This is a genomic window from Longimicrobium sp., assembly GCF_035474595.1.
Taxonomy (GTDB): Bacteria; Gemmatimonadota; Gemmatimonadetes; order Longimicrobiales; family Longimicrobiaceae; genus Longimicrobium.
The window spans coordinates 103,715-125,487 of the sequence record NZ_DATIND010000155.1 but is presented as its reverse complement, the minus strand read 5'-3'; the positions used below and the strand labels follow the sequence as shown (position 1 = coordinate 125,487).

Below are 21,773 nucleotides of genomic sequence, written 5' to 3'. Positions count from 1 at the left end.
ACGCACTCCCAAGCAAAAGCCCCCGGAAGCTTCCGCTCCCGGGGGCTTTCGCCACCCACTCTCACCCATCTCCGGAGCGCCCCCCACCCAGAGCACGCTCCGTCTCCCCCGTCCATCCAACCCGTCCCATCAAGGCTCACCCACCCGCCTCATCCTCTTAGCATATCCCGTTCCACAGCAGCGGGTTGTGGGCGAGATCCGGACCAGACCGACATTCTTCCGGCGTGCGCGAATCCGTCACCATACCGTCTCCAGACCGTCACCGAACCGTCTTCACCGCTCGCGCCCGCCGTGCATCCGGACCTCGCCCTCCATCCCGCGGCTCCCGGCGATGGGCGGGAGCGGCAGCTCGGGGAAGCGGAGCTTCCCCTCGCTGAAGCTGGCCCCGCGCAGCGCCACCGACAGCGCCTCGTCGATGGTGCCCACCGGGTGGATCTCCATCTGGTCCAGCACCTCGCGCGGCAGGTCCTCCAGGTCCGCCTCGTTCTCCCGCGGGAGAAGGATGGTGCGGATCCCGGCGCGCCACGCGCCCAGCAGCTTCTCCTTCACCCCGCCGATGGGCAGCACCCGCCCGGTCAGCGTCACCTCGCCGGTCATCGACACGTCGGCCCGCACCGGGGTGCCGGAGAGGACGGACACCAGCGCCGTGCTCAGCGCCACGCCCGCGCTCGGCCCGTCCTTGGGAATGGCGCCCGCGGGAACGTGGATGTGGATCTCCGAGCCCCACGCCTTGCGCGGGTCGATCCCGTAGCGCACCGCGTTGGCGCGGGCGTAGGTCAGCGCCGCGCGCGCGCTTTCCTTCATCACGTCGCCCAGCTGCCCGGTCAGCACCAGGTTGCCGAAGCCGGCGTGCTGCGCCTCGCCCTCGGCCGCCGCGGCCGATGCGCTCTGCATCGTCCGCTGCTGCGCCGACACCTCGATGAACATGATGTCGCCGCCGGTGGGGGTGTAGTACATCCCCGTGGCCACGCCCACCTGGTCCTCGCCGTTCGCCCGCTCGGGGTGCACGCGGGTGCGCCCCAGCAGCTCCTTCACCACCTCGCCGTCCACCTTCACCTGCTCCACCGTGCCGCTGGCGATGCGCCGGGCGGCCTTGCGGGCCAGCTTGCCCACCTCGCGCTCCAGCTGGCGCACGCCGGCCTCGCGGGTGTACTCGCTGATCACCGCCTGCAGCGCCTCGTCGCTCACCTCCAGCTCGCCCTCGGCCAGCCCGGCCTCGTGCAGCTGGCGGGGGATGAGGTAGCGCAGCGCGATCTGCTTCTTCTCCATCTCGGTGTAGCCGCGGAACTCCACCGCCTCCATGCGGTCGTACAGCGGCGCCGGGATGTTCTGCGCGTAGTTGGCCGTGGCGATGAACAGCACCTCGCTCAGGTCGAACGGCACGCCCAGGTAGTGGTCGGTGAACTCGTGGTTCTGCGCCGGGTCCAGCACCTCCAGCAGCGCGCTGCTGGGGTCGCCCTGGTAGCTCACCCCCAGCTTGTCGACCTCGTCCAGCAGGATCACCGGGTTGCGGCTCTTGGCCTGCTTCAGCGCCTGCACGATGCGCCCCGGCATGGCGCCCACGTAGGTGCGCCGGTGGCCGCGGATGTCGGCCTCGTCGCGCACGCCGCCCAGCGCGATGCGCACGTACTTGCGCCCCAGCGCCCGGGCGATGGACTTGGCGATGGAGGTCTTTCCCACCCCCGGGGGCCCGGCGAAGAGCAGGATGGGCCCCTTGGCGGTGGCCCGCGCCTTGGCCTCGCGCACCTGCTTCTCCAGCTCGCTCTCCTCGGGCTCCTCCGCCGGCACCTCGACCTCGGCCGCGGCAGGCGCGGTGGCGACGGGCTCGCCGCGGAAGGCGGCGGCGATCGGGTCCTCGCGGATGGGCTCGCCGGGCTCGCGGGCGGCCTCGTCGATGGCGGCCAGCGTTCCGGCCTCGGCCGCGGCCTCCTCCTTCACCTCGGCCTCGGCGCGGCGGGCGGCCAGCTGGCGCACGGCCAGGAACTCCAGCACGCGGTCCTTCACGTCCTCCAGCCCGTAGTGGTCCTCGTTGAGGATCTCCTCGCCACGGTTCAGGTCCAGCTGGTCCTCGGTGCGCAGGTTCCACGGGAGGTCGGTGATCCACTCCAGGTAGGTGCGGATGACCTGGTACTCGGCGCTCTGCGGGTTGGTGCGCTCCAGCCGCGCCAGCTCGCGCATGGCCTCTTCGTGCCCGGTCTCGGAGAGGTCCAGCGACTCCAGCTTCTCGCGCAGCTCCTCGATCTCGCGCCCCTCGTCCTCCTCGCCCAGCTCGCGCTGGATGGCCTTCATCTGCTCGCGCAGCAGCATCTCGCGCTGCCGTTCGCCCAGCTCTTCCTGCACCTGCTGCTGGATCTCCTCCTGCGCCTCGATCAGCGCCAGCTGGCGCTGCACGATGAGCAGCAGCGAGCGCAGGCGCTCCTCCACGCTGAGGACTTCGAGCAGCTTCTGCTTGGCCTCGGTGTTCATCTCCACGTAGAACGCCACCAGGTCGGCGAACTGGCCGGGCTCCTGGATGCCGTCCATGAACTGCTGCAGCATCTCGGGCGGAATGCCGCGGCGCTTGCCCAGCTCGGCCGCGCGGTCGCGCAGCTCGCGGTACAGGGCGATGAAGGCCGGGTCCTCGGCGTTCACCGGGGCCAGGTCGCTCATCTCGCGCACGTGGGCCGAAAGGCCGCCGGGCCCCTCCAGGTACTGGAGCGCCATGGCGCGGTGCTCGCCGTGGATCAGCAGCTGCACGCCGCCGCCCCCGCGCTGCACCTGCGCGATGCGCACCACCGTGCCCACCAGGTAGAGGTTGTCGGCCTCGACCTCGTCACGGTTCTCCTTCTGGGCCACGGCCAGCATCCGGCGGTCGCCCGCCAGCGCGGCCTCGATGGCCTGCAGCGTTCCGGGGCGCCCGGCCGAGATCGGCACCGCGGTTCCCGGGAACACCACCGTCTCCCGCAGGGGGAGAACGGGAAGCGTCGTTCGCTCGCTCATCGATCTATTCCTTTCATCGGTGCCGGCCCGGAAGGGGCCGGCTGCTGGGGACCGCTCCAAGGCATTTCCTTTGCCACGAATCCGGACCCCGCAAAACCTTCGATCTCATCCTCTAAACACGCCTCCAATATACACTTAGGCGCAAGTACCGTTCGACTGCCGAAACGTCTGGCATCCGGTCGTTCAGGCATGTACTAATGGCGGAACGGCAGACCTGCGCCGCCAGACGCGGGGAGATGATCCGCAACCTACGTCCGCGTCCCGCTTCGCGCACGCCATCGACGCCAGCCAAGGCTTTCCGGAGCGGCCGACCCGGAGAAAAGAAAGATTCTGGCGCGGGTTCCGTCCCCGCTTTATCCTGCCCTCCGCCTTGCCCCTCCATGCATCTTCCCATCATACCCCAGGAGAAGAACAATGAGCACGCCGACCATCTCCGCGATCATCTGCCCCGGCTGCGGCACCCGCAATGCCCCCGACGCCTTCACCTGCTCCTCGTGCGGACGGGTGCTGGACGACATCCGGCCCGGTTCCGCCGCCGGAGCGGCGAGCGCCACCGCCGGTCCCGACGTGGTGTCCCCGGAGCGGTACTCGCAGCAGGCGCCGCTGCTGCGGTCGCTGGGGGCGGTAGTGATCGTGCTGGGGGTAGTGGGCGCGTTGTGGATCGTGGTGAAGTTCGGGACCATGCCCGCGACCATGTACGACACCTTCACGGGCGGCGGCGGGCGGCAGGCGAACCCCATTGCCTGGGCAATCGCGCTGGCTACCGTGCTGAACTCCGTGGTCGTCGGGTCGATGTGCATCGGCATCGCGGTGGCGATCGAGAACACCGCGGCCATCCGCCACCGCCTGGAGACGCAGGCCTGATCGTCCGGTGACACAATGCGTGGCCGGCCCCGTTTCCATTCGAGACGGGGCCGGTTTCTTTCGTGTTCCGTAGATGAATCGCCGGGTGTGAGGATTGGATCCCCTTCGCACACTCGGTAAGTGAGCGCGAAACTGCCTCACCGGCGACGCTTCACGCGCGCGGGAGGGATGACGTATATTCCCGCACGCGACGGCGCGCTCCGCGCTCCACCCTCCACTCCGGCGGCGAGAATGGGGACGATCACCTCCACGTTGCGCGCGGCCCTCCCGCTGGCCCTGCTGCTGGCGCCGCTCCCCTCCGCCGCGCAGTCGGGGGACTGTCCCGCGGCGCTGCGATTCGTGGCCGATCGCGTGAGCGGGGATTACGCGGGTTTCGAGACCAAGGTCACGCCGGAGACGCGCCCCTCGCTCGACTCCGCCACCGCCGCCGCCGAGCGCGATGCCGCGGGGGCCGCCACGGAGGCGGCGTGCCTGGGCGTGGTGAGCCGCTGGCTCGGCTGGTTCCGCGACGGGCATCTCTCCATCTCCTCCACCGCTCCCCGCGACGCGGGCGACACCGCGGCGGCAGCCATCCGCGCGCGCTTCGCCGGGTGGGAGCGCATGGATGTCACCGGAGACGCGGTCCGCACCGGGACGCGGGACCCGCTGGAAGGCGTGTGGGAGTCGGCGGACGGGCGCTACCGGCTGGCCGTCCTCCCGCACGGAAGCGACGGCGAGTTGGCTGCGGTGGTGCTGCGCGCGGACAGCGTCTGGTGGACGCCGGGCCAGGTGAAGGCCGTCTACCGCCCCGCCGGCGAGGGAGCGTACGAGACCCGCTTCTTCCTCCGCGACCACTCCGAGCAGCGCTTCACCTCGCACCTCGCGCGCGGGCTGCTGGTGGGCCCGGTGAACGCCTTCACCCTGCGCCAGGTCTCCCCCGCGCCCGCGGACGCGCTCGCGCCGGCCGAGTACGCAGCCACGCTGAACACCGCCTTCGCCGCGCGCCAGGTGGAGCCGGGAACGGTGCTGCTGCAGATCCCCAATTTCGACAACTCGCGCTCGGCTACCATCGACAGCCTGTTCGCCGCCTCCGCGCCGCTTCTGCGGAACGCGCGGACGCTGATCGTGGACCTCCGCGGCAACGGCGGCGGCTCGGACTACAACTATCGCCATCTCCTCCCCCTGCTCTACACGCGCCCCATCGTCACCGTCGGCGCGCAGGCGCGGGCGACGCCGGGGAACGTGGCGGCATACGAGGCGCTGCTGACCGACAGCGGCGTGCCCGACGGGGTGAAGGGGTCCATCCGCAACAGCATCGCGGAGATGCGGCGCTACCTGGGCGGATGGACGCCCCGGCGCGAGAGCACCACGCGGTTCCGCCGGCCGCTCCCCCATCCCGAACGCGTCGCGGTGATCGTGGACGGCGGATGCGCCAGCACCTGCGAGCAGTTCGTCCTGGCCGCGCGGCAGAGCGCGAAGACCACGCTCTTCGGCGCGCGGACGGCGGGGGTGCTGGACTTCGCCAACGTCATCTCCGTCCCCGTCCCCGGCACGCGGCTGGTGCTGCACCAGCCCACCTCGCGCTCCGGCCGCCTTCCCGCCGACCCGGTAGACCCGCTGGGGATCGCCCCCGCCGTCCCCATTCCCCCCGGCGAGCTCTTCCCGGTGGACTGGGTGCGGCGCTGGCTGGCGGCGCATCCGTCGCCGGGGCGATGAGGAGGATGCGGATTGCCGCGCATCTCCCTTCCCGCTAAGGTTCAGGCCTGTCCAACCTTTTCAACGGCAGAGCCTTGACCGACCCGCGCCCGCAGTCCGCGGCCAGCGCCGCGCGCCGCGCCACCGACCATCCGAACCGCTTCGTCATCCCCGCCGACGCGCTCCCGCCGGGGTTCGCGGAGAAGGTGACCGACGACACGCTCATCCCCGCCCCGGCGCGCCCGGCGGCCACCGTGGTGCTGGTGCGCGACGCGGCCGGCGGCATCGAGGCGCTCCTCCTGCGCCGCCACCGCCGCAGCGGCTTCGCGGCCGACGCGTGGGTGTTCCCCGGCGGCGTGGTGGACGCGCGCGACCGCAGCGGCGAGGTGGCCGACCGGATGGACGGGCCCGCGCCGGAGGACTGGGCGCGGCGGCTGGGGATGGACGACCCGGCCGAGGCGGTGGGATACGTCGCCGCGGCCATCCGCGAGGCGTTCGAGGAGACGGGGATCCTGCTGGCGAAGCCCGACAACGTCGGCGCGCCGCGCCAGGCCGCCACCCACGGCCTGGAAGTCGCCCGGCGCGCGCTGCTGAACGACGTCATCGGGCTGCGCGACATGGCCGTGGGCAACGGCCTGCGCCTGTCGGGCGGCGAGCTGGTGTACATCGCCCACTGGATCACCCCGCTCCCCGAGCCGCGGCGCTACGACACGCGCTTCTTCGCCGCGCGCGTGCCGGCCGACGCCGTGTGCGACGTGCACGACCTGGAGATGACCGACTCCGTCTGGCTCCGCCCCGCCGACGCGGTCGAGCGCTTCCGCGCGGGGGAGATGAAGCTGCTCCCGCCCACCGTCCACACCCTCCAGCGCCTGGCCGAGCACCCCACGTGGGACGGGCTGCGCGCCGCGCTGGAGCACGCGCCGGTCCCCTCCATCACCCCGCGCATGGAGCCGCACCCCGAGGGCGTGGCCATCGTCGTCCCGGAGTCGGACGGATAGACGCAGCCGGCTCCGCACCGGCGGCTGAAGCCGCAGCAACGACTACGGGAAGCGTCGCAAACTGCGCGAGGCTGTTCGGCTTGGGGCAGGCTGCGGCTTCCGAAGGAGCTTGAGACGGCATCGTTTCGGGAGTCGATACATGGCGCGAGCGAGGTTTCCCCGGCGCACCGAGGCGGCCTTGCTCGCGGTCCATCTACATCTCCCTCCCGATGTTTCGGCCCCCGCTTGACGCCTCCGGCGGGCCCGGGTAGCGTTGTCGGTGTCCCCTCCAACCCAGAAGGACTTCTCGATGACGCACCGCCCCGCCACCCTCGGCGCCCTCCGCGAGTCCGGCTACCGGACCCGCAGCGTGAAGCAGGAGCTGCGCGAGAACCTGATCTGCCGCCTGCGCGCCGGGCAGCCGCTCTTTCCCGGCATCGTGGGCTACGAGGACACGGTGGTGCCGGCGATCGTGAACGCCGTGCTGGCGCGGCAGAACTTCATCCTCCTGGGGCTGCGCGGGCAGGCCAAGAGCCGCATCCTGCGCCAGCTGGTGGAGCTGCTGGACGACGAGATCCCCGTGCTGGCCGGCAGCGAGGTGAACGACGATCCGTTCGCCCCCATCTCGCGCTTCGGCAAGCTGCAGGTGATGGAGCACGGCGACGACACGCCGGTGGAGTGGGTCCCCCGCGACCGGCGCTACGTGGAGAAGCTGGCCACCCCCGACGTGACCGTGGCCGACCTGATCGGCGACATGGACCCCATCCGCGCCGCGCGGGGCGGGCACCTGCTGTCCGACGAGCTGACCATCAACTTCGGGCTGATGCCCCGCGCCAACCGCGGCATCTTCGCCATCAACGAGCTTCCCGACCTCTCGGGCAAGGTGCAGGTCGGCCTGTTCAACGTGCTGCAGGAGGGCGACGTCCAGATCAAGGGCTTCCCCGTGCGCCTGCCGCTGGACGTGATGATGGTGTTCAGCGCGAACCCCGAGGACTACACCGCGCGCGGCAAGATCATCACGCCGCTGAAGGACCGCATCGGCGCCGAGATCCAGACGCACTATCCGAAGACCCCCGAGGAGGGGATGGAGATCACCGCGCAGGAGGCGTGGACGGTGCGCGACGGGGTGCCGGTGGCGGTGCCGCCGTTCATCGCCGAGCTGATCGAACGGGTGGCGTTCCTGGCGCGCGACGACAAGCGCGTGGACCGCCGCAGCGGCGTCAGCCAGCGCATGCCCATCTCGGTGATGGAAACGGCCGTCTCCAACGCCGAGCGCCGCGCGCTCTCCGCCAGCGAGCCCCGCATCGTCCCGCGCGTGGCCGACGTGTACTCGGCGCTCCCGTCCATCACCGGGAAGATGGAGCTGGAGTACGAGGGCGAGCTGCAGGGCGCCGACACCATCGCCCGCGACCTGATCGCCGCCGCCGCGCGCGACATCTTCGACCGCGTGTGGGACGTGGACATGCTCGACTCCGTGATCGAGCACTTCGACCGCGGCGGCGTGCTGCAGATCAGCGACGGCGCGTCGGCCGAGGCGTGCCTGGCGGGGCTGCAGGGCGTGCCCGGCCTGGTGGAGGCGCTCCGCGACGCCGACATGTTCCAGCCCGACGACATGGGCCAGTCGGTGGCCGCCGCCGAGCTGCTGCTGGAGGGCCTTGCCGCGCACCGCAAGATCAGCCGCGCCGACACCGGCACCTACTCGCGCGCCAAGCCCGAGCGCCCGGCCAAGGGCAAGGGCGGCGGGGGGTTCACCTTCGGCTCGAGCGACATGTTCTGAGCGCGTAGGTCACGGCCGGGGCGGCCCGCCGCCCCGGCCGGCCCGCCAGATACCTCCTCACCCGCCCACGGCGCTGTACCATGCCCACGCTTGCTTCACCCGCCAGGTCGGCCCCTCTCTCGCACCGCCGCCAACACGAAATCGTCCGGGGCCCCGGCGCGGTGTGGTCGAGATGCCGGCCGGTGCCGCTCTGTGCCGTCCGCCACGTCGCCGGCGCGGCGGATGCGGCCGCATGAGCAGCCACACCGGGCGAGCCCGCTCATCTTCGTCCGCCCCCGCTGAGGAGCGGAAGGGCGCCGACCGTAAGGTCGAGCAGGGCTTGACCGACGTGGTGAACTTCTTCGGGCGGATGTTGCGGACGCCCTGCGACTTCCTCTTCCGGCCCCGACGCTTTCGCGCGGCAGTGGTAGGAACGCAAGTCGGGGCGCCTCCGCCACCCCTGGCCGATGACTATACGGCGCCCCTCAGCTACCTGGTGGTGAGCGCAGCGATCTGCAGCATCTACGGATATGCGGCGGCCACGTCGGGCGCGGGCTCGCAGCTTTTGCTGAAGAGTCCGCTGTTCCACCCCTTCGTGGAGGCGCTCACGTTCGTATGGAAGCGCGTGGTGGCTCTGAAGGCGGGGGAGATCGTGTTGCTGCTCACGCCCATGGCGCTGCTGGCGGTGATGTTCTCGCTGGCCTTCGCCACGGCGTGCCGCCTTTTCCGGCTGCGCCACGATCGGTCTACCCTGCTCTCCATCACGGCGTACCTGTTCGGCACCTACCTCTTGCTTCACTCGCTGCTGTTCTCGTACACGCTCCTTGCGGGCGTGCTCTGGAACGCCCGGTCCGCGTGGTGGCTGTCGGCATGCCTCCTGGCGGTACATGTTCCCATCGGCCTGCTCGTGGTGGTGGCCTTTGCGCGCTACCTTCAACTGCTGAAGGCGCACCTCGGCACGAGTGCGCGAAAGACGATGGGGGTCACCATAGTGGCGCTGTTGCTGTTCACGTTCTGCTTTGGCCCGATGGCCTTCGTGGTTTTCCCCCTGGTCGTCAGGCTGTGAGGACCGGCGGCCGCGGCACGATCGGCTGAATTGAAACCTGCTCGCCCGTCCGGCCGTATCACCATCCGACGGAACCAACGGCGATACCCAACAGGAGCGACCCATGTTTGGACTCATCATTGTCGGCGCGTCCGTGGCCGCGGCGGCGTTCGGATACATCCAGGCGCGCCTCTTCACGCGCAAGAAGCTGGCGTTCGTCGATGCCGCGCAGAGCGGCGCGGCGCCCGTGCTGGCCGGGGTCGGCGCGGCGGTGGTGGGCGGCGTGGCGGTGGCGCTCCTCCCCTTCTTCGGCGCACCAACGGCCCTGCTCTTCGGGCTGGGCGTGGGCGCGGGCGTGGCCTCCGGCCAGTCCGACATCAAGCACCGGCGCCTGAAGGCGTAGCCTCGCCGGGATAGAACACGCGAACGCCGCCTCTCCATCAGCGGAGAGGCGGCGTTCGTCGTTGCTTCAACTCTCGGAGAAGATTGGTCTCATGCAGTTGGGGGACGACGATTCGCGCGTCGATATTACTGCCCGCGGGCGAGGCGCCGTGCTTCCTTCCGCGCCAGGCGCTCGCGGCGGCGCGCGTCGCCGGAGCCCTCGCCGGCCAGGCGGTACTCCAGGTCCACGCCGCCCATGATCGCGATCCCGCCGATGCGCAGCACGGGCGCGTTCGGGTCGGCGGGCGGGTCCACGCTGCCGCGGTGGCTGAACCCGCCCATCAGCGCCATCCCGTTGGTCTCCACGTGCACCCCCGGCGGCACGATCAGCTGCACGCCGCCCATCATGGCGAAGCAGGTGATCTCCGTCACCCCCGGCCCGAAGCGCGCCTCGCGGAAGTCCAGCTCGGCGCCGCCCATCACCGTGATCACGTGCAGGTGCCGCGGCGGCGTCCACACGCCCTTCCGCTCCGCGCCGCCCATCACCGCCAGGATCACCTGCTTGTCGGCCACCGCGCCGGGCGCCGCCGCCGCCACGGCGGTGGACGCGGACGCGCCGCCCCCCGGCGTCTCCACCGGCAGGTCGGCGACCAGCTCCTGCAGCGCGACGAGCGTGGTGGCGGCATAGGCCTTCGTCAGCCGCTCCTCCAGCCCCTCGTCGGTCAGGTTCTCGGCCGCGTAGTGGTTGCAGAGCTGGTCCACGATGCGCTGCCGCGTCTGCTCCAGCGGCACGGGCCTGGGTGTTGGGTCGGTCATGGCGGTGTTGAACGAGATCGCGCGGCGAAAGGTTTCGCGGCGTCGAGCGGAACGTACCTTCGCCGCCCGCAGCCGAGCAATGGGCGCCGATGCCACCGTCGGCCGGCGCTCGTTGGAAACTGATCGGACGGTGAGCAGGCTGCACGTTTGTCCAGTTAATTCTACCGGCGAATCCCTTTATTCACTTAATTCATCCAGGCGCAGCATCTCCAAGGAGAAAGGAGCGTAACACACTGCAGCCGACACCCGTGCTCTCCCCTTTATTTACTTTCACTTGCACGCGGACGGAGACAAGCACCGGTATACGCACGAAGCCCTCCCGGTGCGCATGCCGGGAGGGCTTCAATCCTTTGTCGTCCGCGACCGCGCCTACGCCATCGGGTGCCGGTGAGCGGCGGAGTAGCGGCCGGTGAGGTGGTGCTCCAGCTGGCGCTCGATGTCGCCCAGCAGCGAGCTGGCGCCGAAGCGGAAGAGCGACGGCTTCAGCCACTCCGTGCCCAGCTCCTCCTTCATCATCAGCATCCACACCAGCGAGTCCTTGGCGGTGCGGATGCCGCCGGCGGGCTTCAGCCCCACGTCGTGGCCGGTGCGCTCGCGGTACTCGCGGATGCAGCGCGCCATCGTGAGCCCCACCGGCAGCTCGGCGTTGCGGCTTTCCTTGCCGGTCGACGTCTTGATGAAGTCCGCGCCCGCCATCATGCACACCAGCGACGCCCGCGCCACGTTGCGCAGCGTGGCCAGCTCGCCCGTGGCCAGGATCGTCTTCAGGTGCGCCGGGCCGCACGCCTCGCGCATGGCCTTCACCTCGTCGTACAGCGCCTCCCACTGGCCGGTCAGCACCAGCTCGCGGGTGATGACGATGTCGATCTCCTCCGCCCCCGCGTCGACCGAGGCGTGGATCTCCTCGATGCGCTGGCGGAAGGGCGAGAGCCCCGCCGGGAAGCCGGTGGACACCGCCGCGACGGGAATCCCCGAGCCGCGCAGCGCCTCCACCGCCGTCTCCACGAAGCGGTGGTACACGCACACGGCCGCGGTGCGGATGGGAAGGCCGGCCGCGCCGAGGCCCTCCAGCACGTCGTCGCGCACGGGCTGGCGGGCCTTGGCGCACAGGCGGCGCACGGTGCCGGCGGTGTCGTCGCCCGAGAGCGTGGTCAGGTCCATCAGGGTGATGGCGCGCAGCAGCCACGCGGCCTGCCACTCCTTCTTCACCGTGCGCCGCGTGCCGATGGTGCCGGCGCGGCGCTCCACGGCGCTGCGGTTCACGCGCACGTCGGCCACCCAGTCCAGGTCCAGCAGGGTGCCGGGGTTGCGCTGCTCGTGCGCGGGCTCGATGTCGCGGCCGCCGCCGGTGGGCATGGCGACGAGCTTGTTGGGGACGGTGCTTGCCATCGTAGTTCCTGCCTTCGTGTTCCGCCGCGCCTCGCGCGCGGGCGGAACAAGATATGCCCATCCGCGGCCCCACGCCATCTTGAACGCGGAGCGCGCCGGAGAAAGGGTCACGGCGGAAGTATCGAGATCACGGAAGATGCCAGCGCGCTTCCGCACTCCCGCACTGCCGCGCTTTCCCCATCGTGCTCTCGTACTTTCGTACTCTCGCACTCCCTCGACGGATGAAGCCCGACGACGCGAACGGAAACCTCCCGCCCGGGGAGCGGCCCTTCCGGGTGCTGCTGATCGCGGGGTCGCAGCGGCGCCAGTACAACTGCCCGGGCGTGGATTCCAAGGCGCGCACGCTCATGCTGCGCATGGCGGACCGGCTGCCCGGCGAGTGGGAGATCGACGTCGAGGACCTGGGCAACGTCTACGGGCGCGCGCGGATCCAGGCGTGCAACGCCTGCGTCAGCACCTCGATGGCGCTGTGCGTGTGGCCGTGCAACTGCTATGAGAAGGGCGACAGCGCCGAGCCCGACCTGATGTGGGACCTGGACCTCTACGCCCGCCTGGACCTGGCCGATGCGTGGGCCGTCATCGGCCCGGTGAACTGGTACGCGCCGTCGACCAACCTGAAGGCGATGTTCGACCGGCTGGTGTGCATGAATGGCGGCAACCCGCGCGAGGAGCTGATCGGGCACAAGGACCCCGAGCGCGCGATGGCGCTGGAGCATTCGCCCGAATGGGCCGAGTTGTCGGTGAACCACCTGGAGGGCCGCACCGCCGCCTTCTTCTGCTACGGAGACGGCGGCGGCGACGAGCTGGACGGGAGCGGCCGCCCGAAGATCCTGCGCCACCCGGAGTACTTCGACCCCGGGGCGGAACCGTTCGAGCACGGGCGCGACGCCTACGCGCCGCTGGTGTGGCAGTGCCGCTACGGCGGCGTGGAGGTGCCCGACGCGCTCTGGCGCTACGAGGAGTTCGGGAACGGGAAGAAGTACTCCGACAACCAGGCCGAGGACATGGTGCGCGAGCCGGAGGTGATGGCCGCGTTCGAGGCGTGGACGGACGACTTCGCCGCCTTCGTCCACGCGAAGGGAAAGGTGCGGCCGGGGAGGTGGCGCGCGTTCGGCTACCAGCCGCCGTCGCACCACCTGGACGACCTGAAGCTGAAGTGGCGTGAGGTGCGGATGAGCCTGGGCCGCCCGCCCGCCGGCTCGTCGCCCGCGGAGCAGCAGGAGATGGGGCTGAACCGCGACGCCACCTTCCGCCCCGCCCGCAGCGAGGCCACGCGCAACGCGGGGTGATGCGTTCCGTCCGGGAGCGTATTCCCGCGATGGCGGGAGAGGACGATCGAAACCTCGCGACGGCCGCTCCCGTACGGACGCAGGTCGTAAGACCGGCCGTGCCACGGCGGTAGCAGAATGACGCATGCGGGCAAACATCTGCTTCATCTCCACGGAGCAGTTGACATGCAGGTGTTTCGAATGCAAGTTGTGTAGCCGCATGCTCGTTGGCACCCACCGGCCGACGTTTCCCGTCCTTCCGAAGCCGCTCTCCGCGGCCGCATCTGCCCCCCACAAGAAGCAGGAGACCCCCCGATGAAGCGCATCGTTCTTGCCCTGACTGCCGTTGCCGGCCTGTTCGTTTCCACCACCGCCGCCGCTCCCCGGCAGCAGGACGAGTGGACCACGCAGGTGCGCCGCATGCTGCAGCAGGCCGGCCGCGAATACGAGAGCCGTGGCTACTCCATGACGCACCGGATCTTCACCGGCTCGCTGGGCAACGGCGACAGCGAGATGGTGTCGATTCCCCTGGACATCGGCACCGCCTACCAGATCATGGGCGCCTGCGACACCGACTGCTCGGACCTGGACCTGGTGCTGTACGATCCGAACGGCAACCAGCTGGACGACGACCTGGAGCTGGACGACTTTCCCATCGTGGCCGCCAACGCCCGCCGCTCCGGCAACTACCGCGTGAAGGTGACCATGGCGCACTGCTCGGCCGAGCCCTGCCGCTACGGCCTGGGCGTCTTCGGCAAGTAAGCCGTCGCGCGCACGCAGAACGAACGGGAGCCCCTCCGCATCCAGCGGAGGGGCTCTTTCGTTTCGGCGGATCGTCCAGCGGAGTCGAACACCGCTTCGCGAGACCACGATGGGATGAAAGGGAGCCGTCCTCCGAGAGCGGGCACCGGCTGCCGAGCCGAACCAGCCTCGCGCAGTTTGCGAGGCTTCCCGTAGTTGTTGCTGCGACTTCAGTCGCCGGTGAGCGGGACGGCCCGAGCTTCTATTCACTCTCTTCCCCGTCCGCATCCCCCGCCCCCACGCTTTCGGCATCCCCGCCGCCGCGGTACAATCTCCCTTCCGATCTCCATCTCCCACCCGCTCGATCTGCCGATGCTCCGATTCGCCGCGAGGGTGGCCGTTCCGTGCGCGATGCTGCTGCAGGGCGCGTGCGCTCCGCCGCCCGTCTTCACGCCGCCGCCGCGGATGGCGGGGCTGGAGGGCGAGGTGCGCGAGATCATCCGCCGGCACGCGGGCGACACCGCGGAGGTGTCGGTCGCCTTCCTGGACCTGCGCACGGGCGATTCGCTGCTGGTGGAGGCGCACCGCCCGCTGCACGCCGCCAGCACCATGAAGGTGCCGGTGATGCTGGAGCTCTTCCGCCGCGCCGACGCGGGCGAGCTCTCGCTGGGCGATTCGGTGATGGTGCGCAACCAGTTCCGCAGCATCGCCGACGGGAGCACGTACGCGCTGGACCCGGCGGACGACAGCGACAGCACGCTGTACGCGCGCATCGGCCGGCGGCTCCCCGTCCGCGCGCTGATCGAGCTGATGATCACCCGCTCCAGCAACCTGGCGACGAACCTGCTGATCGACCTGGCGGACCCGCGCCGCATCGCGCGGACGATGGAATCCATAGGCGCGGGGGAGATGCGCGTGCTGCGCGGCGTGGAGGACGGGCCCGCCTTCCGCGCGGGGATGAACAACACCACCAGCGCCCACGCGCTGATGCGGGTGATGGCGGCGGTGGCGGACGGCCGCGCCGCGTCGCCCGCGGCAAGCCGGGAGATGGCGGAGATCCTGGGGCGGCAGGAGTTCACGGAGATGATTCCCGCCGGGGTGCCGCCGGGAACGCGCACCGCGAACAAGACCGGTTCGATCACGCGCATCGCCCACGACGCGGCGATCGTGTATCCCCCCGGCCGCGCGCCGTACGTGCTGGTGGTGATGACGCACGGCTTCGCCACCCCGGCATCCGCGGCGCCGGTGGGGCGCGAGATCTCGGCGGCGGTGTGGCGGCACGTCACCGGCGCGCGGTGACACGTTCGGGCGGCCGCGCCTACCGCTGGCGATCCATCTCCGTCATCTTTCCTCCATCCCCGCACGCGGGAACCCGGGGCGCCGCCCGGACGTACGAAGGCGCACCGATCCAGCATGCCGCCGCGCGCCGATCGTTGCGCGCATCTTTCCGGGATCTCCATCTCCCTGCCCGAACCCGTGGGACGTATGAAGCCGAACTGGTCCACCCGGACGCTGGCGCTGGCCGCGCTCCTCCTTGCCGCTCCGCTCTCCGCGCAGATCATGGGGGGGCGGGTGATGGACCGCGCCACCAACGAGCCGGTGAAGGACGCCATCGTGGAGGCGCTGAACGATGCCGGGCGCACCGTGAACCGCGGCCGCACCGACCGCGACGGCTTCTTCGTGTTCGAGTTCCGCGAGGCCGGCGCGTACCGCATCCGCACGCAGCGCATCGGCTACCGCACCACCACCTCCGACTCGGTGCGGGTGGAGGAGCGGCAGACGGTGCAGGTGGAGATCAAGCTCAGCACCGGCGACGTGGAGCTGGCGCCGCTGACGGTGACGGCCAAGACCCAGCCGCCGCACTCGCGCCAGCTGGACCAGGAGGGCTTCTACGACCGCGAGCGGATCGGCTTCGGGAAGTTCCTGACGCAGTACGAGATCCAGCAGAAGGCGCCGCTGGAGACGAGCGAGGTGTTCCGCGGGGTGCCGGGGGTGGGGCTGGTTCCCGCCGGCGGCTCGCACTACAACCTGGTGATCACCCGCGGCGGCGACAACTGCAGCCCGCGGGTGATGGTGGACAACATGGCGGTGGACCAGCAGGACATGGACACCATGGTGAAGCCGCAGGACATCGCCGGCATCGAGGTGTACCGCGGCCCCAGCGAGATCCCCGGCCGGTGGATGGGCCAGCGCTCCACCTGCGGCCTGGTGGTCATCTGGACCCGCCGCGGCAACGACGACACGCCGGCCCGGCCGTAGCACCGGCGAAAAAATCACCAGACGGGAGCAGGGCAGCGGGGAGGCATCTCCGCTGCCCTTTTTCCGGGAATGGAATTCCCGGGCTACAACAGCACAAAGTCCCTGCGGGACTGCTGCCAAGCCATCCGGGCACCACACCGACACTGGCGCAGGAAGGCCGGGAGGGGAGCGGCGGGGGGGATGCCTCTCCCGCACCCGGATCCGGCCGAGCAGTCCCGCAGGGACTTTGTGCAGTTGTTGCCCCGGATTTCCAATCCGGGGATGCAGGGGATGCTCTCGCACCGATAGACGAAGGGCCGGCGCTCGCTCGAGCGCCGGCCCTTCGTCATCTCCCTGCGCTCGCCTGGCTTACGCGCCCGCGTAGCCGCCGAAGCGCGCGACCGGCTGCATGCGGCACTCGGCGATCACCCGCAGGTACTCGGCCTCGCGGACCGTGTACTCCTGCACGCCCTTGCTGATGCCGCGCTCGGTGCGCCAGCGGTGGAACGCCAGCTCGCTGGCCGCCTGGTGGAAGCGCGCCTCGCGCCGCAATCCGGCCCATCCCGCGGCGCTCATCGCGGCCATCAGCGTCTTCGTGCGCCCGCCGAAGCGGCACAGCACCTCCAGCTCGCCGGGCGACACGTGGCCGGTCTGCACGTAGGGGATCAGGTTGGCGCGGATGATCTTGCGCTCGCGGGCCTGCGCGTACAGCACCACCCCCACCAGCCCGAAGAACGCCGGCACCATGATGAACAGGTACGCCACCAGGAACGCCGCGCCGAACGAGGCCGACAGGTTCCAGGTCGCGTGCAGGAACATGGCCGTCGACAGGCCCAGGAGCGGCGCCGCGCTCTTCAGCCCCTTGCGCAGCGTCTCGCGCGAGAGCCCCAGCCCGATGCCGGTCATCGCGGTGAACAGCGGGTGCGAGAAGGGCGCCAGCACGCCACGCACGAAGAAGGTGCCGCTCAGCCCGCCGCCCTGCAGCGCCTGCCCGTAGTAGGACACGTTCTCGGTCATCGCGAAGCCCAGCCCCACCATGGCGGCGTAGATCACCCCGTCGATCACGTCGTCGAACTCGTCCTTCTTCCAGAAGAAGAAGGTGAAGAGCGCCACGCCCTTGGCCAGCTCCTCCACCAGCGGCGCCGAGAGCACGCTCCCGCCGATCTCCGCCGCGCCCCGGCCGCCCACCGTGCCGAAGATGGCGGCGGCGATGGAGTTGAAGATGAAGGCGAAGAACACCGCCCCCGTGGCGCCCCACAGGAAGGCGGCCGCCAGCATCCACCTGGGCTCCTTCTCGTAGCGGTCCACCCAGAGCGCCAGCGCCACGTACAGCGGCACCGGGAGCACCGCCATGATCATCCCCACCACCAGCCCGGGAAGGCCGGTGTTCATGGCGCCAATCATCAGCAGGGTGACGAGCCCGAGCAGGCACAGCACCGCGACCGCGGCGGTGCCCATCACCATCTTCATCTGGTTGTTCTGCGGCATGGGAACTCCGGGGGATGCGCGACGCCGGCTCGCGCGTGGTGGGGGATGGGGAACGGACGTGGAGACGAACCGAAACGGCAGGGAGGGAAGAAGATAAGCAAACCGGCGCCCCCGCGGGAGGGTGGCGCCGGATGTCGTTTGCCCGTCCCCTGCATCCCCGGATTGAAATCCGGGGCAACAACCGCACGAAGTCCCTGCGGGACTGCCCGGCTGCGTCCGAGTGCCGGGAGAGGGCATTCTGCCTGTCCAGCCCACCCTCCCGCGGCCATCTGCGCCAGTGTCGGGGTGATGCCCGAATGCCTGGCGGCAGTCCCGCAGGGACTTTGTGCTTTGGTTGGCCGGGAATTCCATTCCCGGATGGAGATGCGGCTCAGACCTCGGGAAGCTGCTTGCGCGCCTCCTCCAGCGCGTCCCACGGGAGCATGGCGCACTTCACCCGCCGCGGGAGGCGGGCGACGCCGCTCAGCGCGCGCAGGTCGCCCAGCTGCTTGTCGCGCGCGGCCTCGGCATCGCCGTGGATCATGTCGCGGAAGCGCGCCAGCAGCGGCTCGGCCTCGGCGAAGGTCTTCCCCGCGATCAGGCCGCTCATCATCGACGCCGAGGCCTGCGAGATGGCGCACCCCTGCCCCTTGAAGCGCACGTCCTCGATCACCCCGCCGCTCACCCGCAGCTGCAGCACGATGTCGTCGCCGCAGGTGGGGTTGCGCATCATCACCACCGCGTCGGGCGCGTCCATCTCGCCGCGGTGCGCGGGGCTGCGGTAGTGGCGGAGGATCAGCTCCTGGTAGATGCCGTCCAGCGGAAGGCTCATCCGTTCTCCAGATCGGGTGCGCGCGCGTCCGGGCTCGTGCGCGGCGAAAATCGCTTCAGTACCCGAACACCGCGCGCGCCTTGTGCAGCGCGTCGATGAGGCGGTCCACGTCGTCCGTGCCCGAGTAGAGGTAGAACGAAGCGCGGGCGGTGGCGGGAACGCAGAGGCGGCGCATCAGCGGCTGGCAGCAGTGGTGCCCCGCGCGCACCGCGATCCCCTCGCCGTCCAGGATGGTGGCGATGTCGTGCGGGTGCACGTCGCCCAGCGTGAAGCTGACCACGCCCGAGCGCGCGGCCGGGTCGCGCGGGCCGTACACGGTGAGGTCCGGCACCTCGGCGATGCGCTCCAGCGCGTACGCCATCAGGTGCCGCTCGTGCGCCAGGATCGCCTCGCGGCCGACGGACGCCAGGTAGTCCGCCGCGGCGCCAAGGCCGACAGCCCCGGCGATGTTCGGCGTCCCCGCCTCGAACTTCAGCGGCAGCGGCGCGTAGGTCGAGCTTTCCAGCTCCACGAAGTCGATCATGTCGCCGCCGCCGTGGAAGGGCGGCATGGCTTCCAGCACCTCGCGGCGCCCCCACAGCCCGCCGCTCCCCGTGGGCCCGCACATCTTGTGGCCGCTGAACGCGTAGAAGTCCGCCCCCAGCGACGGCACGTCCACGGGGAGATGGGGGGCCGACTGCGCGCCGTCCACCACCATCACCGCGCCCACCGCGTGCGCCTTCGCGGCGATCTCGGTGACGGGGTTGATGGTCCCCAGCGCGTTGGAGATGTGGGCGATGGAGACGAGCTTCGTGCGCTCCGTCAGCAGGTCGTCGAGCGCCGACAGGTCCAGCCGCCCCTCCCCGTCGATGTCCAGGAAGCGCAGCTTCGCCCCCGTCCTCTGCGCCAGCAGCTGCCAGGGGACCAGGTTGGAGTGATGGTCCATCACCGACAGCAGGATCTCGTCGCCCGCCCGGATGTTGGCCTGCCCCCAGGTGTAGGCGATGAGGTTCAGCCCTTCGGTGGTCCCCTTCGTCCAGACGAATTCGCCTTCGTCCCCGATCCCCAGCAGCCGGGCCACCTTCCCGCGCGCCTGCTCGTACGCCTCGGTGGCGCGGTGCGACAGCTCGTGCACGCCGCGGTGCACGTTGGCGTAGTCGTGGCGGTACAGGTGGCCGATGGCATCGATCACCGCGGCCGGCTTCTGCGTGCTGGCCGCGTTGTCGAGGTAGACGAGCGGATGGCCGTTCACTTCCTGATCGAGGATCGGGAAGTCGGCGCGGATGCGCTCCAGGTCCAGCGCGGGGGATGCGGTTTCGAGAGTCGACAGCGTCATGCTCGGGACCTGCTGAATGGTTTTTGCCCGCGACCCCGAATGAATTCGGGGGCAACAAGAGCACAAAGTCCCTGCGGGACTGCGGCCGCGGCATCGCGGCGGTGCCGAGGCATCGGTCCAGCCGCGGCCGCCTGCAGCCTTTCCACTCGCCGGAATGCCGCCCTGCAGTCCCGGAGGGACTTTGTGCTCTTGTTGCCTCGGGTTTTCAACCCGGGGGCGATGCCGGGGAGATGCGCCGGTCCAGGTCCAGCCCTAGATCCCCAAACTCCGCAGCCCGCCGGCCTTCTCCGCCGGGGCGGGCTCGTCGGCGATCTCCACCCACACCGCGCCGTCCTCGACCTTGGCGGGGTAGATGGCGATGGGGCGGAAGGCGGGGGCGCAGGTGGGCTCGCCGGTGAGCAGGCAGAAGGCGGCGCCGTGCCACTCGCAGGTGATGGTGCGCGCCGCCGCGTCCACCTCGCCGTGGCTGAGCGGAAAGTCGCGGTGCGAGCAGTTGTCGGCGAAGGCGTACACCTCGCCGTCCACCCGCGCCACCGCGATCCGCCGCCCGGCCGCCTCCACGCCCAGCGCCCCGCCCTCCGGAAGCTGGGAGAGCGCGGCCACCCTCACGAACGCCACCCGCGTCAGACCCTGCGCGCCAGCTTGCGCTCCACCGCCTGCAGCAGCTCGGTGCGCACGCCCTCGCTGGGCAGCTGCTCCAGCACCTCGGCGAAGAAGCCGAACACCACCAGCCGGATGGCCTCGGCCTTGGGGATGCCGCGGGAAAGGAGGTAGAACACCTCTTCCTCGTCCAGCTGCCCCACCGTGGCCGCGTGCGAGCAGCGCACGTCGTCGGCCTGGATCTCCAGGTTCGGCAGGCTGTCGGCGCGCGCCTTGGCGCTGAGCACCAGGTTGCGGTTGGTCTGGTAGGCGTCGGTCCGCTGCGCCCTGGGGTGCACCCGGATCAGCCCGCGGAAGACGGAGCGCGCCTCGTCGTCCAGCGCGCCCTTGAACAGCAGGTTGCTGCTGGCGTGCGGGGCGATGTGGTCCTGCAGCGTCTCGTGGTCGAAGTGCTGGTCGCCCTGGCCGATGTAGATCCCCAGCATGTCGACGTGCGAGCCAGGCTCGCGCATGGCGCACTGCGCGTCCACGCGGGCGAAGTCGGCGCCCATGGTGCTGTACAGCATGGTGATCTTCGCGTCGCGCCCGGCGGCAAGGCGGTCCGTCTCCATGTGCACCACGCCGCGCCCGAAGCGCTGCACGCTGGTGTAGAAGACGGTGGCGCCCTCGTCGGCAATGATCTCCGCGGCGCCCACGTGGAAGGCGGTGCGTCCGAAGTCGCCCGACGCCAGCTCGTCGACCACCGACACCTGCGAGAACGCCTCGGCGACCACCAGCGTGCGGCCGAACACCGCCGTTCCCGCGTCGCCGATCCAGCGGTAGCTGCGCAGCGGCAGCTCCACCTTCACGTTCCTGGGCACGTAGACGAACAGCCCGCCCGTCCAGTACGCCGCGTTCAGCGCCGCGAACTTCCCCGTCTCCGGCGTCACGACCGTCCCCAGGTACTTCTGGACGAGCTCGGGGTGCTCGCGCACCGCGGCCTCGAGCGAGGTCACGATCACCCCCCGCGCGCGCAGCGACTCGGGCACCTCGCGCCAGACCACCGACGCGTCCACCTGCGCCAGCCGGGCCACGGCGTCGCCGCAATCCTCGCCCACCAGCGCGTGCAGCCCGGCGGGAAGCTGGTCGATGGAGGCCACGGGGCCGCGCTCCTCGGGGAAGGCGTAGGCCTCGAAGTCCACCGCCTTGCCGAAGCGCTGCCAGGAGTAGCGCCAGTCCTCGGACGCGCGCCCGGGCATGGGCGCGGCCGCGAACGCCTCGTGGGCGGCCACGCGCGCGTCGTGCAGCCACCGCGGCTCCACCTTGCGCGCGGCCAGGATCTCCACCTGGTCGCGGGTGAAGACGCCCACGGGCGCGGCGGCGGTGGCGGTCGTCGTATCGGTCACGGTTCGAAAGTCCGGTCGAAATCGAAAGTCCAGAAAAGAAGTCCCA

18 protein-coding genes are annotated in these 21,773 nt (G+C 70.6%); 10 read left to right on the top strand and 8 right to left on the bottom strand.

Going from position 1 to position 21,773, the window contains the following annotated elements; genetic code table 11:
- Positions 1-273: 273 nt before the first annotated feature.
- Positions 274-2,979, bottom strand: a complete 2,706-nt coding sequence (lon, locus tag VLK66_RS26900) for an endopeptidase La (protein WP_325312605.1) — start codon at positions 2,977-2,979, stop codon at positions 274-276.
- Positions 2,980-3,393: 414 nt separating this feature from the next.
- On the opposite strand from lon, the gene VLK66_RS26895 reads away from it, so the two are divergent.
- The 6 genes from VLK66_RS26895 (at position 3,394) to VLK66_RS26870 (ending at position 9,698) form a co-directional block, all read left to right on the top strand.
- Positions 3,394-3,843 carry a hypothetical protein gene (locus VLK66_RS26895; RefSeq protein ID WP_325312604.1) on the top strand — a complete coding sequence of 150 codons (450 nt, stop codon included), beginning with the start codon at positions 3,394-3,396 and terminating at the stop codon, positions 3,841-3,843.
- 231 nt (positions 3,844-4,074) lie between these two features.
- Positions 4,075-5,538: a S41 family peptidase gene (locus tag VLK66_RS26890; protein ID WP_325312603.1), complete on the top strand. Its 1,464-nt coding sequence runs from the start codon at positions 4,075-4,077 to the stop codon at positions 5,536-5,538.
- A gap of 74 nt (positions 5,539-5,612) precedes the next feature.
- Entirely contained in the window at positions 5,613-6,515 is a 903-nt protein-coding gene (locus VLK66_RS26885) for an NUDIX hydrolase (protein WP_325312602.1), read from the top strand.
- 289 nt (positions 6,516-6,804) lie between these two features.
- On the top strand, positions 6,805-8,271 hold the full coding sequence (locus tag VLK66_RS26880; RefSeq protein ID WP_325312601.1) for a sigma 54-interacting transcriptional regulator: 1,467 nt from the start codon (positions 6,805-6,807) through the stop codon (positions 8,269-8,271).
- 232 nt (positions 8,272-8,503) lie between these two features.
- A complete protein-coding gene (locus tag VLK66_RS26875; protein ID WP_325312600.1) occupies positions 8,504-9,316 on the top strand; it encodes a hypothetical protein in 813 nt (270 codons plus the stop codon).
- A 103-nt stretch (positions 9,317-9,419) separates the two neighbouring features.
- Positions 9,420-9,698 (top strand): hypothetical protein, encoded by a 279-nt coding sequence (locus VLK66_RS26870; protein WP_325312599.1) that lies wholly within the window; start codon positions 9,420-9,422, stop codon positions 9,696-9,698.
- A 125-nt stretch (positions 9,699-9,823) separates the two neighbouring features.
- Here VLK66_RS26870 and VLK66_RS26865 read toward each other — a convergent pair whose 3' ends face one another.
- Positions 9,824-10,492, bottom strand: coding sequence for a DUF1707 SHOCT-like domain-containing protein (locus VLK66_RS26865; RefSeq protein ID WP_325312598.1), 669 nt, complete (start codon positions 10,490-10,492; stop codon positions 9,824-9,826).
- A 369-nt stretch (positions 10,493-10,861) separates the two neighbouring features.
- Positions 10,862-11,881, bottom strand: coding sequence for a deoxyribose-phosphate aldolase (gene deoC / locus VLK66_RS26860; RefSeq protein ID WP_325312597.1), 1,020 nt, complete (start codon positions 11,879-11,881; stop codon positions 10,862-10,864).
- 221 nt (positions 11,882-12,102) lie between these two features.
- Here deoC and VLK66_RS26855 point away from each other — a divergent pair, with 221 nt between their 5' ends.
- The 4 genes from VLK66_RS26855 (at position 12,103) to VLK66_RS26840 (ending at position 16,149) form a co-directional block, all read left to right on the top strand.
- Positions 12,103-13,170, top strand: a complete 1,068-nt coding sequence (locus VLK66_RS26855) for a hypothetical protein (RefSeq protein ID WP_325312596.1) — start codon at positions 12,103-12,105, stop codon at positions 13,168-13,170.
- Between the two features lie 294 nt (positions 13,171-13,464).
- Entirely contained in the window at positions 13,465-13,911 is a 447-nt protein-coding gene (locus VLK66_RS26850; RefSeq protein WP_325312595.1) for a hypothetical protein, read from the top strand.
- Positions 13,912-14,262: 351 nt separating this feature from the next.
- A complete protein-coding gene (locus VLK66_RS26845) occupies positions 14,263-15,189 on the top strand; it encodes a serine hydrolase (protein WP_325312594.1) in 927 nt (308 codons plus the stop codon).
- A 186-nt stretch (positions 15,190-15,375) separates the two neighbouring features.
- Entirely contained in the window at positions 15,376-16,149 is a 774-nt protein-coding gene (locus VLK66_RS26840; protein WP_325312593.1) for a carboxypeptidase-like regulatory domain-containing protein, read from the top strand.
- Between the two features lie 348 nt (positions 16,150-16,497).
- Here the strand turns inward: VLK66_RS26840 and VLK66_RS26835 are convergent, their stop codons facing one another.
- The 5 genes from VLK66_RS26835 to sufD form a co-directional block, all read right to left on the bottom strand.
- The gene (locus tag VLK66_RS26835) at positions 16,498-17,616 is read right to left on the bottom strand and encodes a PrsW family intramembrane metalloprotease (protein WP_325312592.1); all 1,119 of its coding nucleotides are present in this window, start codon (positions 17,614-17,616) and stop codon (positions 16,498-16,500) included.
- Positions 17,617-17,986: 370 nt separating this feature from the next.
- Positions 17,987-18,427 (bottom strand): Fe-S cluster assembly sulfur transfer protein SufU, encoded by a 441-nt coding sequence (sufU, locus tag VLK66_RS26830; RefSeq protein WP_325312591.1) that lies wholly within the window; start codon positions 18,425-18,427, stop codon positions 17,987-17,989.
- A 55-nt stretch (positions 18,428-18,482) separates the two neighbouring features.
- Complete coding sequence (locus VLK66_RS26825) at positions 18,483-19,742, bottom strand: cysteine desulfurase (RefSeq protein WP_325312590.1); 1,260 nt, start codon at positions 19,740-19,742, stop codon at positions 18,483-18,485.
- A 252-nt stretch (positions 19,743-19,994) separates the two neighbouring features.
- Positions 19,995-20,360: a non-heme iron oxygenase ferredoxin subunit gene (locus tag VLK66_RS26820; RefSeq protein ID WP_325312589.1), complete on the bottom strand. Its 366-nt coding sequence runs from the start codon at positions 20,358-20,360 to the stop codon at positions 19,995-19,997.
- 5 nt (positions 20,361-20,365) lie between these two features.
- Positions 20,366-21,727 (bottom strand): Fe-S cluster assembly protein SufD, encoded by a 1,362-nt coding sequence (gene sufD / locus VLK66_RS26815; RefSeq protein ID WP_325312588.1) that lies wholly within the window; start codon positions 21,725-21,727, stop codon positions 20,366-20,368.
- Positions 21,728-21,773: the final 46 nt, after the last annotated feature.

Excerpts from the sequence above, each read along its gene's own strand:
- VLK66_RS26845 (WP_325312594.1), top strand. The coding sequence starts at position 14,263 with ATGCTCCGATTCGCCGCGAGGGTGGCCGTTCCGTGCGCGATGCTGCTG.
- sufU (WP_325312591.1), bottom strand. The coding sequence starts at position 18,427 with ATGAGCCTTCCGCTGGACGGCATCTACCAGGAGCTGATCCTCCGCCAC.
- VLK66_RS26865 (WP_325312598.1), bottom strand. The coding sequence starts at position 10,492 with ATGACCGACCCAACACCCAGGCCCGTGCCGCTGGAGCAGACGCGGCAG.
- deoC (WP_325312597.1), bottom strand. The coding sequence starts at position 11,881 with ATGGCAAGCACCGTCCCCAACAAGCTCGTCGCCATGCCCACCGGCGGC.
- VLK66_RS26870 (WP_325312599.1), top strand. The coding sequence starts at position 9,420 with ATGTTTGGACTCATCATTGTCGGCGCGTCCGTGGCCGCGGCGGCGTTC.
- VLK66_RS26850 (WP_325312595.1), top strand. The coding sequence starts at position 13,465 with ATGAAGCGCATCGTTCTTGCCCTGACTGCCGTTGCCGGCCTGTTCGTT.
- VLK66_RS26855 (WP_325312596.1), top strand. The coding sequence starts at position 12,103 with ATGAAGCCCGACGACGCGAACGGAAACCTCCCGCCCGGGGAGCGGCCC.
- VLK66_RS26880 (WP_325312601.1), top strand. The coding sequence starts at position 6,805 with ATGACGCACCGCCCCGCCACCCTCGGCGCCCTCCGCGAGTCCGGCTAC.
- VLK66_RS26835 (WP_325312592.1), bottom strand. The coding sequence starts at position 17,616 with ATGCCGCAGAACAACCAGATGAAGATGGTGATGGGCACCGCCGCGGTC.
- VLK66_RS26840 (WP_325312593.1), top strand. The coding sequence starts at position 15,376 with ATGAAGCCGAACTGGTCCACCCGGACGCTGGCGCTGGCCGCGCTCCTC.
- VLK66_RS26895 (WP_325312604.1), top strand. The coding sequence starts at position 3,394 with ATGAGCACGCCGACCATCTCCGCGATCATCTGCCCCGGCTGCGGCACC.
- VLK66_RS26875 (WP_325312600.1), top strand. The coding sequence starts at position 8,504 with ATGAGCAGCCACACCGGGCGAGCCCGCTCATCTTCGTCCGCCCCCGCT.
- VLK66_RS26890 (WP_325312603.1), top strand. The coding sequence starts at position 4,075 with ATGGGGACGATCACCTCCACGTTGCGCGCGGCCCTCCCGCTGGCCCTG.
- lon (WP_325312605.1), bottom strand. The coding sequence starts at position 2,979 with ATGAGCGAGCGAACGACGCTTCCCGTTCTCCCCCTGCGGGAGACGGTG.
- VLK66_RS26825 (WP_325312590.1), bottom strand. The coding sequence starts at position 19,742 with ATGACGCTGTCGACTCTCGAAACCGCATCCCCCGCGCTGGACCTGGAG.